Below are 12355 nucleotides of genomic sequence, written 5' to 3'. Positions count from 1 at the left end.
AGTAACCCCCTAGCACTTCTGACTAGATGTCACTCCTTTTTATTTTAATTATTTTTCTTAGTTACTTCATTATAATAGTGGCTAAATGCTTCTACTAATGCATCAACGGAAGCATATAATTCTTCTGGTGTATTATCTACGCCTCCCATTTCAATAAGTAAAGCATTTGGAGAAAGGTCTTGATTATATACTCCGTTCCCGCTTTTACGATCTTTAATAAAAATGCCTCGGCTTAAACCGTAATACTTTTCATCTAAATATGAATTGATTGCCGTTACTATTTTTTTATTTTTTTCATAGTTAGGATTTTCTCGACCTAAAATAAAATAGAGTCGTGCATAATCCTTTCCATTAATCGTTTTCTTCGTAATATTTTTTCGTGCATCGTCCCTATGAAGATCAATGGGAAACATAATATTTTTATCTTGTGCCAATTTATCTTGTAATATTTGACGGGATCCTTTGTAGGATTGCGCCCAATTTAAATTTTTATTTCGCAGAAAATCTCTCATATTTGTCGTATCATGTGAAACACCTATTCCTTTTTCTTCTAGCTTTTGTTTTAAATAGTTTCCAACAAACGTAATGTTCACTTCATTATTTGTACTTGAGGCATCATCAGGTATAGTAGCACCTGGGATGAGAGGAATAAACGACTCCCAACTATGTGTATGATAAATAAAAACTTTATTTTCAGCGTTATTTTGTGTATTTGAATTGTTTTCTTTCTCACTCTTTGGGTGTTTAACAGCAGTACCTTCATTCTTAATATTCTCTAAAGGAATACTAGATTCTTCAGGAATATTCGTATAATCTGTTCCTTCCCCGGCAATTAATATTTCCGAATAAAATTGATTCATATTTGGAAGTTCTCGAGTTAATAAGCTTCGGAGGTCATTTACATTAATATTTGTAGAAAGTGAAAGTAAAAAAGATTCCAAAGACGCTCGTCCTTTTTCTTTATGAAATTCTTCTGCAAAATAACGATTTTCACTACCTATCATATACATGAGACCTTTCGTAGAATTCGTTCCTAATAATTGATTAACATAATACGATTTAAATACGTTTGAATTACTAGAAATGAAGAATGAAGTGAGAATACATATAATCGTGAATAAAATACATATCATTACATACTTTATATGAAATACTTTCAGTTTCACTTTATTCATTTTATATCTCCCTTCATTTACTATATTCTTACGCTTAATTTCTAAGTAATATGATTACTAATTTAATAGAATTCCCTTTCTATTAATTTTTATAAAAAAAGAAGATCCAACAATAGGATCTTCTTTCTCTTGCTAGTATGTTTTTAAACCTACGACCGAAACGCCGCATCCGCCAACATAGATAGTGTTGCATCATCCATCGGCGGATTGTGTAGTCCTGCTCTAACGTTTAAATAATAACGGTGAAGCGGATTTTTTTCTGATAAACTTTTTGCTCCTACGATGCGCATTGATTTATCCACTATGGATATCGCCGCATTTGTTACGGCATATTTCACTGCCGCTAATTCTGTTTGCAGTGACAGTTTATCTTCTGCCTCATCGTATTTTTTCGCAATTTGATATAAAAAGACGCGAGCTTGCATAAGCTCGAGTTCTAATTCTCCAACTAATCTTCTAACATTCGGTAATAAACTAATAGAATGGTTTAAACTATTTGGTTTGTATGATCCCGCAAACTGAACTGCATAATTTCTTGCTGATTGTGCAATTCCTAAATAACATGCTGGTATATGTAGCAACCAGCCAATACCCTTTTGTTTCACTTTCCCGCCTTTTACATCCGTAAAAAAACGGTTGTCTATCTCTACATTTTGTAAGACAAGGTCGTGGCTAGCAGTCCCTCGCATTGCAACGCTATCCCACGTTTCTTCAATGGATACACCACGTGTATTTCTTGGAATGACAAACTCACCAACTTCTTCTTGGCCTTCCATACTTGCTGAAATAATAAAATAATCAAGTACTGGCGCCATCGTTGTAAAAGTTTTCCTTCCATTTATAACCCACTTCTCGCCTTGTTGAACCGCTATTGTTTCTGGTTTACCGCCACGCGTCGGGCTCCCTGTTTTCGGTTCTGTTGCTGCCCTGTTAAAGAGCGCTCCATTACGCACTTCTTCGCAAAACCATTTGAACATCTCATCATTCCAAGAACGATTTTCCGCCAGCTCTTTCACAATACCAAGATGCCAGCCAATCGATAATGCAGTAGCTCCGCAACCTTCCGCAATTTTCTCTTGAAATAAAACGAAGTCATATAAAGAAATCGCACTACCACCAAATTCCTTCGGTAACGTTAATTTCGTATATCCGATATCTTTTAAATCATTTATATTTTCATACGGAAATGATCCTAATTCACTTAGTTGATGCTCCCTTTCCATGAACTTCGGAATCAATTTATTTATTTGTTCAATAATGAAAGATTGTTTTTCTGTTTCAACAAATGAGAGTGCCATACTATAATCTCCTTTATGTTCGATTCATGAACCGTTCATTTTGTCATTATGATTATATGAAGCTACCTCTCTATTGTTTCACTATTCCGATAAAAATACAATGTTTTTGACTAATAAGAAAAGTTCCTATTTAAAGATAGGTTCTTTTCTTATTAGTCTCCCTTCAATGCCTTTAATGGCAACGAGGTTACATATCCAATATACGAGAATAATTCTTTAAAGAAGAATGGTATTTCTGTATCTAACGTTTTATATGCTGATGTCGGCGTTGGTGAAGCATACGCTTCAATATTAATATGTTTTGCGATTCTCATTGCGCGTTTCATATGAAGTGGATCACTTACAATCGTGTATGTGCGTATTCCGTTCTCTATTCCAACTTCCTTCGCATTCTTTAAATTTTCTTCAGTGAAAAGAGATTTTGTTTCAATTAAAATATCTTCCTCTTTTACACCTTGTTTCATTGCATATACTCTTGCAGTACGCGCTTCCTCAAGCTCTGCCTCAAACTTTGTACCACCTGTAAAAATAATCTTTTTAATATTTCCGTTCTTATATAAAGAAATCGCATGATTAATTCTTTCTTTAAATACAGGAGATGGTTTTCCGTTCCAAGAAGCTGCTCCTAGTACGATACCAGCATCCGTTTTCACGCTATCATCTGTTTTAAAACGATAACTCCAAATATCGTAAGCTGCATAACTTACATATAAAATAGCAGAACAAATCATTAGTAAAAATACTTGAAAGATTCGTCTTTTCTTACTCTTCTTATTTTCTTTCATTTGTAATTGCCTCCGTACATCATCCATACTTCTATAAAAAAACATTTATATCAAATCGTTTTGTTTGAGTTTATTTAAAAGAAGGAACTTTACTTGTTATTTATGTATAAAAGGGTTTTCATTTAAAATTGAGGATTATCAATTCATTTTCATTTGCGGTTTTCATTACATGTTTTAAATTCATAAGTTTATTACCATACAACTACATTGTAACGAATTTTTTCTCAGAAGGGAACGATGAAACAAAAGGAATTAAAATAAAGTAGCATTTTGTAAGAAAAAAGGTATATTTTTTATGTATTACAAATAATATACCTTTCAAAACACGAATTATAGCTTTTCTTTATACAATTCTAATTTTTCTAACAGACGTGCTTTCACAACTGGCCATTCGCTTGCGATAATACTATACACAACCGCATCTCTCACATGTCCATTCGGTAATTTTCTTTCATTTCTAAGCACGCCCTCTTTTACTGCTCCTAACCTTTCAATTGCTCGTTGTGCTTTTTCATTTCTTGCATCCGTCTTAATTTGTGCCCTCAGCATATGCAGTTTTTCAAAAGCATACTGGAGAAGCATATACTTACACTCTGTATTTATACTCGTACGCTGGACACTTGGATGATACCACGTTTGTCCTAACTCAACTGTTTTATCTTCTACTGAAATATTATATAGACGTGTACTTCCTACAATCGCATTTGTCTGTAAATCCACTACAACGAAAGGAATTTGCGTACCTTTTCCATAACCTTGTATCGCTTTTTGCACATATTGCTGCATATCTTGCACACTATCCATTTTAGAGATTAAATACGCCCAAATTTCCCGATTTCCTTCTACAATCGAAAACAAAGTTTCGACATCATCACTATCCATTAACCGTAGCTTTACTCTTTCGTGAATGATTTCCATTTGTAAGCCCCCTTTTTCTTACTATATCATAGAAATATAAATTTTATTATACGGATATTGAAATTAAAGTTTTAATACCTTCTTACGTAAGAATCGGCAAAAACCTCTAACAATTACCGTGTACATCCTATTATAGCAAGCCGAATTTATACTGGTTTTATTTCATGTAAGGTTTTTCTTTTTCTAAAGGTCTATATACGTTCTTTAAAAGTTCACATACCAAAAATACTATTCTTTCTACAAAAAGATTCTTTTTTCATTTATGAATCAATTTTTCAACTTAACAGTATGGATAATTCTGGATTAAACCAAAAAAATACTATATGATAATAAAGTGAGAGTTTTACAGTTAATTAATATGGGGTAAATGGGAGGATATAAACATGCTAGATCAAATTACTTGGGGAACGCCAGGAAGCTTATTATGCTTAGGATTCTTTTTTGCAGGGTTAGGAATTTTCTTAAGAAGTATTACGTCATATTCGAAAAATAAATAAAACATCAAAAAAGTATACATTTTAAGGTATTTAATTGATAAAAACACTAAACAAAAGAATCCTTCCTTTTATAGAAGGATTCTTTTTTATACCTTTCCCCTTTTTAAAGCAACAAATAAGCAATTGGTGTAATGATAAGCAACGTTAATATCGTTCTTTGTACATAGAGAATGATAAGTTCTGATACTTTTAACGGAATATCTGTCGATAAAATGCAAGGGATGGAAGCTGAGAAGAACAATATAGATGATACTGAAACGACCGCAATGACAAACTTTGTCACAAGTGGTGCACTAACTACTAATAATGATGGTAAAAACATTTCTGCAATACCAACGGATGCTGCTTTAGCAGCTAAGTCTGCTTCTGGTAATTGTAATAGCCATGTAAAAGGATAGAAAATGTAGCTGACCCAATCAAATATTGGTGTAAACTTCGCTAAGACAATACCAATTAACCCTACAGACATAATCGATGGTAAAATTCCCATCGTCATAATAAAACCATCTTTTAAGTTCACTGCAATATTTTTCATAATGCTCGGTGCAGACTTTGATACCTCTAGCGCATCTTCCCAAGCACGTTCTAGCATTTTCTCTTTATAAATGGGCTCTGGGAACCCTTCTTCCGTTACATATGTATCTGGTTTTCTACTAAGAGGCGGGATTCTTACGGTGATAGCAGTTACGATGAATGTTACAACGAGAGTAGTCCAAAAATAAACATTCCATAAATGCATAATGTCTAATGTTTTTGCGATGATAATCATAAATGTTGCGGATACTGTAGAAAAACCTGTAGCGATGATCGCTGCTTCTTTTGTCGTATACTTTCCTTCTTTATACACGCGATTTGTAATTAATAAGGCCAACGAATAACTCCCCACAAAGGAAGCAACCGCATCGATTGCTGACCGGCCTGGAGTTTTCCATAACGGTCTCATAATGGGACGGCAAAACGTACCGATAAATTCAAGTAATCCGTACCCGACTAATAACGCTAAAAAAGCCGAACCAATCGGAACGAGTAAACTTACCGATATTACTAGTTTCTCATACAAAAACGGTCCAACATCTGGCGCAAAGAACCAAGCTGGCCCTACTTTCAAACAATATAATACACCGAAAACGACGCCAACCACTTTTAAAATCGAAAAGCAAATATCTACGATAGATGTATTCCATTTTTTCGTATAAAACGGATAAATCGCACCCATTATCATAACGAGTAGTGCGTAATAAGGTACGACGCTTGGAACCGAAGCTCTAATCCACGACACGATATGATCAATCATTATGGAAGAAGCACCATTTATCGTAACTGGTACGAAAAACATAAATACCCCAACTAGACTAGCGAGTATAAACCGAAGAATAACCCCCTTCTCACTCCCAGTCTTAATTACATTCCTTTTTAATTCAATTTCACTCAAAATTCGACACCTCCTATTATCTAAATATTCTGTATAATTATATTGAATCCCTTCTTTTCATTTGAAAATTACACAAGCAATAATCTTACATTTTTATTGTCAGTCTCCAAAAATTATCATATAATATCTTTCATACATGTTACATATAATCATTTCAAACATATATTTTGTAACTAAATTATTTCTTTTTTTCAATTTACTCTTTAAATTAACCTACATAAAAATAGAAGGAGAATGGAAATTTGAAAACAATAAAAATAACTATGGCAAGTGCGTTGCTATTTGGTGCTATCATCGCTCCATCTAGTTCTTTCGCTGTGAGTGAAACTGTAACACAAAAAAATAATGCGCAATTGGGGAATTACGAAGACGAAGACGATTACTACTATCAGTTTCCTGATGTTATTGGCTGGGCAAAGCCGTCCGTTGATTATTTAGTAAAGAAAAAAGTCTTATCCGGTTTACCAGACGGTACATTTGGACCTAATCTTGAAATTGATAGAGCTTCTGCCGCAATTATCATGGCAAAAATATTAAACTTACAAATAGACGCTTCAGCAAAGCCATCATTTAAAGATTCTCAAGAACATTGGGCTACTCCTTATATTGCTGCAGTTGAAAAAGCTGGGATTATTAAAGGCATCGGGAATGGAAATTTCGAACCTTCTGGAAAGCTAACGAGAGCTGCTATGGCCTCTATGCTTGTTCATGCATATAACTTAGACAAAAAAGCCACTGAAAAACTACCTACTGTATTCCGAGATTTAAAAGGACATTGGAGTGAAAAATCGGCTAATCTTCTTGTTGCTCTTGGTATTTCACTGGGCTATGGTGGTAGTCATTGGTATCCAGATAACACGATTACCCGTGCAGAAGCTGCAAGTTTAGTTGCTCGCACAGACCAATCGAAAGATAAAGAAATTAAATTAAAGCAAGTTACTATGAAACAACATTATTTTATTTATCCTGAAACCTCTCTTCATTCAGGTATACTTGCTGAATATGCACCACAAACCGTTACTGTATTCGATGAATCTGAAAACGGCTGGATCAAAATTGCGACGGATCATGGGTTAAAGTGGACACCATTAAAAGAGAAACAAGTATACATTGATAAAAACTTTGTTACCTTTGATAGACCGTCAAGAACAGGATACGTGGTTGGTAAATATCCCCCTCAAACTGTAACAGTCGTTGAAGAAAATAGCATCTGGTTAAAGATTCGCACTAGCGAAGGGCTTCAATGGATGAATCCATATTTAAAAGAGGGGGAAGGAAAAGAACTAACATACATACCACAAACATTTTTCGCTTACGATAGCCCTAATTTTTCTTCTAAAATATCTGGAAAGTATGCTCCAGAAGGCGGCATCGAAGAATTAGCTATGGGAGATGACGGATGGGTACAAATTCGTACAGATAAAGGACCAAAATGGATAAACATGTCTTATCTCTTACGTCCAAAGCTCCTCTTAAATGTTCCTGCCATTAATCAATTGCCGGAACTACAAAAAGGAAGTGCAGTTGTTTCACTCCAAATGCTTTTAGAATACTATACAGGACGTTCATTAAATAAAGTAGACTTTGCTAATCAAATGCCATTTGATACAACGAGATATCAGATGGCAGAAGGCGGAAAAATTACAGTTTGGGGTGATCCAGACATCGGATTCGTTGGTGACGTAACAGGAAAAAGATTGGGTTACTCTATTAACCCGGCACCATTGAAACAATTACTTGATAAACATGCAAGAGGTACAGATTTAACAGGACAGGATTTCTCTGTATTAGAAAGCTATGTACGTAATGGTAAACCAGTTGTAGCGTGGGTAGGAAACAGAATAACTGCTCCACAACTAGAACAAACTTGGAAAACACCTCAAGGAAAAACCGTAAATGGATACAGAAATGCACATACTATTATCATAACTGGTGTAGATGATCGTAACATTTATTATAATGACCCATTAGACGGTAAAAAAGACCAGCCAATGGTAAAATCCCGATTTGAGCACAGTTATAATCAAATGGGTAAAAAAGCTTTAAGTATCGATTAATCATATAAAAAAGCCTATTTTGATCGTATGATTCAAAATAGGCTTTTTCTATTACTGTCCATAATCATCCACAATTACTTGAATGACACGATACGATTCTTCTGCCACTATCTTATTACTAATCTTATTCGCATCATACGTAATTAACGCCTTCCAAAGTGCCCACCCTCTCGCTCTATTCCACGTTTCTTCATCTATTTGTAGTACTTCTTTAAATATCTTTCTACTACTTTTATCAAAAAACGTCCATGACATCGCTGCATCACAGGCCGGATCCCCTACTCCTAAAATACCAAAATCAATTACGGCACAAAGCTTTCCGTCCTTAACGAGTAGATTTCCTGGTGCAACATCTCCATGAACCCAAACTTGCTTACGGTTCCATGTTGACTGAAGTGCTAAATCCCAAAGATGCTTTAATACTGTTTCATTAAAAACGTCCTTATTATTTTCAATAGCCCCTCTCGCCTCTTCATCATATACAGATATAAGCCCGCCTCGGTAAAAATTATGTGCTCCAGCTATTGGGCCGTTACTCGCATCAATGGATTGCAATTCCACTAAAAATGATCCTAAGTCCGCCGCAAATTCATTTAGGTCACGAACATTTTGTTTCGTAACAGTATCTCCTTCTACCCACTTATTAATAGACCAAGGCCACGGATATGCTTTAGACGGATTTCCTTTCGCAATTGGAGAAGAAATCGGTAAAAAAAGCTCCTTACTTAATATAGGTAGCCACTTATTTTCTTTCTCTACTTGCGGTACATATGCTGCATCACTTGGCAATCTTACACTCATTTCATCACCTAGGTGGAACGTTCTATTATCATGCCCGCTAAACTTTACAGGTTTTACCTCTAAATGTGCCCATTCAGGAAACTGTTCCCCTATTAACCGTTTAACTAAACCCGTATCAAATTGATTCATTCACTATCCCCTTTTCTTTTGAAACTTACTAAGTTCATCTGTACTGCCAACATATTCAAAACCATTTCTCTTATAAAAATCATTTAATATGCGATTATGCCCTACACAATCTAGTTTTAAAAACTCTTTATCATGTTGTACATTCTCTTCTATCCACTGTAACATCCATTCTCCTATTCCGTTCCCCTTATACTTCCGTTTCACCGCAAATCTATGAATATATAATGAATTAGAAACTTCCTCTTTCCCAAAAATATATTCATCCCATTCATTTTGTTTAGGAGATACTGTAACTGTACCGATAATTTCATCTTCTTTCGTAACCACATATGTATATTTCTCTTTTATACTTTCTAGTATTTCAGCCGTAGCTTCTTCTCCTAACAGATACTGCCACTGATCCACTTCTTTATGTTGTAACCACTGTGCCACTTCTTTTAATAGCGTGATAATGCTATCACTTTCCTCTTCAGTAGCAGTTCGAATTGTATATTCTATAACTGTGTTTCTCTCCATATTACCGTTCCCCTTTCATATACTTACTTTTCTCTTTACTAATTTCGTTTTTATACATTATATACCAAAATTAGCTACTATATTTACAGCTTGTATTTCACAAAAAAACCGTCCCACTACTAGTGAAACGGTTTTAATTCCTTAAGCATTCACTTCGTCTTCACAAAATAATATAAAAACCACACCGCATGATTTTGTTCATCGGCAGCTATTCTGCGCATTAACTCTTTCAAATGTGCATCCGATGTTTCATCTGAAATTTCTAAGTAAAAATCTACTGTCTTCTGTTCATCTTGTATAGCGAATTCTAATCCTTGTAAATACGTATTTGGACAATCTTCCGTAATTTGTGGTTTCGGCTGCTGACCAGTTAAATTTGTATAGATTTGTACAAAATGATGGAAATGCTTTATTTCATCGTTACGAATTTCAAGAATTTGATTTCGTTCCGCCGTATTTGGAGCCATGTTAGCTAATTTCGCATAGCAACTTATTGCACTAAACTCTCCATTAATTGCTTTCTCAATATCGCGAATCAGCTTATCATTTTGCCTATACGAATCATAATAATTCCAATTATACATTGTATCCCCTCCATTATTCCGCATAACATTTTATGCAATTTGTAATAGCAGGAGCATGTATACAAAAAGAACCACAAATGCGAACTCTTCATTTCCCTATAGACTAATCATTATTTCATCACAAAAAGAACGCTTCACTACGAGTGAAACGTTCTTTTTTCTAAGCGTTTAATTCTGTTTTATGTTCCTTTATTGCACTACGTTTGAAAGCAGTCAATAGAATAATAGCCATACTTACCGCACCAATCCAAACGAGCACAGTAAGAGGTGTACTCCAGCTTAACCCTTTCCCGAAGAAGAATATTTCTCTCAGTCCTTCAATCATAAATCGCATTGGCAACCATGCGTACACCCAGTCTTGATAAAATGGCGACAACATTTCCGGTGCTAATGATAATAACGGTGCCCCAAAGAATAGTAAGAGTGCGAATACACCAATTCCTTTTAGTCCAACTAATGAAAGTACCGCCGATATCATTAAGAAGAAACTAAAGGATGTAATAGATAAAAATAGTGCTGTATCAGTGAAATTTGAAATATTTAATCCTACCATTCCATCCGCAATCCATGTAAGACCGAACCCAATAACAAATGCGGCAATTGCGCCTGTTACGATTTGCTTTAGTTTTAATACGAAGTTTTCTTTTCTTGTACGAATCGGCATTTTACTTATCGCCATAAAGATAATTGCTGCGCTCGCTAAACTTGCAATCCATAACGGTTGGAATAAAGACATTGGCGAGTTACCATTCGCACTATTTTTGCCGGTTTCATTTACATTTGTCACTTTCTTTGTAATCGGTGTTACTACATTTGAAACTTGATCTGCTGTTAATGTAGCTCCTTTTGCTTTTAATCCATCTAGGAGCTGAGTACGAACAGTATTGTTCATATTATCAACGATCCCATTTAACATTTGTCCTGCCATAGATGATGCTGCTGTATTCATTCCTTGATTGATGAATATTTCTACCTCTGGCGAAGATGGCTGTGGTGTTCGTAATGATGCTTGTTTTTTACTAAAGTCTTTTGGAATAACTAATGCTGCGTAATACTCTTGATTATTTAAGCCTTTTTGAACTACTTCTTTATTTTTCACTTCTACCCACTTCACTGCGTGTTCTTCCTCTGATTTTGATGTTTTTTTCATATTATCAACAATCGTTTGCCCCATATTCATCTTCGGTTGATTCGGAATTTCTACTCCTTGATCCTCATTTACAATTGCGATTGGCAAGTTTTTCGGCTGAGGCTGAACAGTTGGAAATAACGTTAATGAAAAAATAAAAACAACAAGTAGTGCAATAACTGGTGATAACCATAAAAGTTTATTATTAAACATTTTCTTTTCTCCTCCTATCATTTGATTTATAATAACCAACAACGTGTTGTTTATTTATATTTGAATTATATGTTTGAGTTGAACCTTATACAATAATCAAAAATCGTGAATGTGTCGGTTATAAGACACATTCTTAAAATATGTTGGCTAAAATTAAGGAGGAACCTATTTTGCGTGATAGTAATTTAGATTTACGTGTTGTTCGCACGAAAACTGCCATACGAAATGCATTTGTGGAATTAATTGAAGAAAAAGGCTTTGACGCCATTACAGTGAAAGATATTACAACGAAAGCAAACATAAATCGCGGTACGTTTTATGCACATTATCAAGATAAGTTTGATTTAATGACGAAATGCCAAGAAGAAATTATGTATAAGTTTTCTAACATTGCTAAACAGAAACTTCCGGAAGTTATTGCCGATCTCGGCTCAAGCCCTTCCCCAACAATGCCGTTTATACTCATCACTTCTATTCTTGAATTTCTAAATGAAAATAGTGATTTTATGAAAGCTGTATTAAGTCCAAAAGGAGATTTATCTTTCCAAACAAAACTGAAAGACTTTATGTGGAAAACAATATTTGAAGATACGAATGGCGCTCTCATTAATAAAGAGAATTTACTTGTCCCAAGCCAATACTTAGCCTCTTATATGGCATCTGCTCATATTGGTGTGATTCAGCAATGGTTAAATAACGGACAAAAAGAAACACCAGAGGAAATTGCTCATATTTTATCAACAATCGCAGTTCATGGACCTTTTTATGCGGCTGGTTTAAAGAAATAAGTCAAGTATATATGAAAAGATCATCCACTATAA

The 12355-nt window shown here is 34.7% G+C and carries 11 protein-coding genes; 2 read left to right on the top strand and 9 right to left on the bottom strand.

Features of this window, described 5'->3' with window-relative positions:
- Nucleotides 1-44 precede the first annotated feature (44 nt).
- The 5 genes from spoIIP to ACTFRS_RS02965 all read right to left on the bottom strand — a co-directional run bounded on the left by spoIIP (nucleotide 45) and on the right by ACTFRS_RS02965 (nucleotide 6105).
- The gene (spoIIP, locus tag ACTFRS_RS02985) at nucleotides 45-1175 is read right to left on the bottom strand and encodes a stage II sporulation protein P (RefSeq protein ID WP_440024295.1); all 1131 of its coding nucleotides are present in this window, start codon (nucleotides 1173-1175) and stop codon (nucleotides 45-47) included.
- A gap of 149 nt (nucleotides 1176-1324) precedes the next feature.
- Complete coding sequence (locus tag ACTFRS_RS02980) at nucleotides 1325-2473, bottom strand: acyl-CoA dehydrogenase family protein (RefSeq protein ID WP_029438831.1); 1149 nt, start codon at nucleotides 2471-2473, stop codon at nucleotides 1325-1327.
- A 152-nt stretch (nucleotides 2474-2625) separates the two neighbouring features.
- Nucleotides 2626-3258 carry a YdcF family protein gene (locus ACTFRS_RS02975; RefSeq protein ID WP_000662223.1) on the bottom strand — a complete coding sequence of 211 codons (633 nt, stop codon included), beginning with the start codon at nucleotides 3256-3258 and terminating at the stop codon, nucleotides 2626-2628.
- Nucleotides 3259-3588: 330 nt separating this feature from the next.
- The gene (locus ACTFRS_RS02970; RefSeq protein ID WP_242293294.1) at nucleotides 3589-4176 is read right to left on the bottom strand and encodes a GNAT family N-acetyltransferase; all 588 of its coding nucleotides are present in this window, start codon (nucleotides 4174-4176) and stop codon (nucleotides 3589-3591) included.
- A 600-nt stretch (nucleotides 4177-4776) separates the two neighbouring features.
- Nucleotides 4777-6105, bottom strand: coding sequence for a YjiH family protein (locus ACTFRS_RS02965; protein WP_139866016.1), 1329 nt, complete (start codon nucleotides 6103-6105; stop codon nucleotides 4777-4779).
- 242 nt (nucleotides 6106-6347) lie between these two features.
- On the opposite strand from ACTFRS_RS02965, the gene ACTFRS_RS02960 reads away from it, so the two are divergent.
- On the top strand, nucleotides 6348-8162 hold the full coding sequence (locus ACTFRS_RS02960) for an S-layer homology domain-containing protein (RefSeq protein WP_440024298.1): 1815 nt from the start codon (nucleotides 6348-6350) through the stop codon (nucleotides 8160-8162).
- A gap of 51 nt (nucleotides 8163-8213) precedes the next feature.
- Here the strand turns inward: ACTFRS_RS02960 and ACTFRS_RS02955 are convergent, their stop codons facing one another.
- From ACTFRS_RS02955 to ACTFRS_RS02940, 4 genes are all read right to left on the bottom strand, one after another.
- Nucleotides 8214-9092 carry an aminoglycoside phosphotransferase family protein gene (locus ACTFRS_RS02955; RefSeq protein ID WP_440024300.1) on the bottom strand — a complete coding sequence of 293 codons (879 nt, stop codon included), beginning with the start codon at nucleotides 9090-9092 and terminating at the stop codon, nucleotides 8214-8216.
- Between the two features lie 3 nt (nucleotides 9093-9095).
- A complete protein-coding gene (locus tag ACTFRS_RS02950) occupies nucleotides 9096-9608 on the bottom strand; it encodes a GNAT family N-acetyltransferase (RefSeq protein ID WP_440024301.1) in 513 nt (170 codons plus the stop codon).
- A 149-nt stretch (nucleotides 9609-9757) separates the two neighbouring features.
- The gene (locus tag ACTFRS_RS02945; protein ID WP_073530846.1) at nucleotides 9758-10192 is read right to left on the bottom strand and encodes a ferritin-like domain-containing protein; all 435 of its coding nucleotides are present in this window, start codon (nucleotides 10190-10192) and stop codon (nucleotides 9758-9760) included.
- Between the two features lie 160 nt (nucleotides 10193-10352).
- Nucleotides 10353-11534 carry a YhgE/Pip domain-containing protein gene (locus ACTFRS_RS02940; RefSeq protein ID WP_440024303.1) on the bottom strand — a complete coding sequence of 394 codons (1182 nt, stop codon included), beginning with the start codon at nucleotides 11532-11534 and terminating at the stop codon, nucleotides 10353-10355.
- 170 nt (nucleotides 11535-11704) lie between these two features.
- On the opposite strand from ACTFRS_RS02940, the gene ACTFRS_RS02935 reads away from it, so the two are divergent.
- On the top strand, nucleotides 11705-12322 hold the full coding sequence (locus tag ACTFRS_RS02935) for a TetR/AcrR family transcriptional regulator (protein WP_277932953.1): 618 nt from the start codon (nucleotides 11705-11707) through the stop codon (nucleotides 12320-12322).
- Nucleotides 12323-12355 lie beyond the last annotated feature (33 nt).

This window comes from Bacillus cereus group sp. MYBK139-1 (assembly GCF_051916915.1).
Taxonomy (GTDB): domain Bacteria; phylum Bacillota; class Bacilli; order Bacillales; family Bacillaceae_G; genus Bacillus_A; species Bacillus_A pacificus.
The sequence above is the reverse complement of the archived record's forward strand: the minus strand, read 5'-3'. Positions and strand labels throughout refer to the sequence as shown.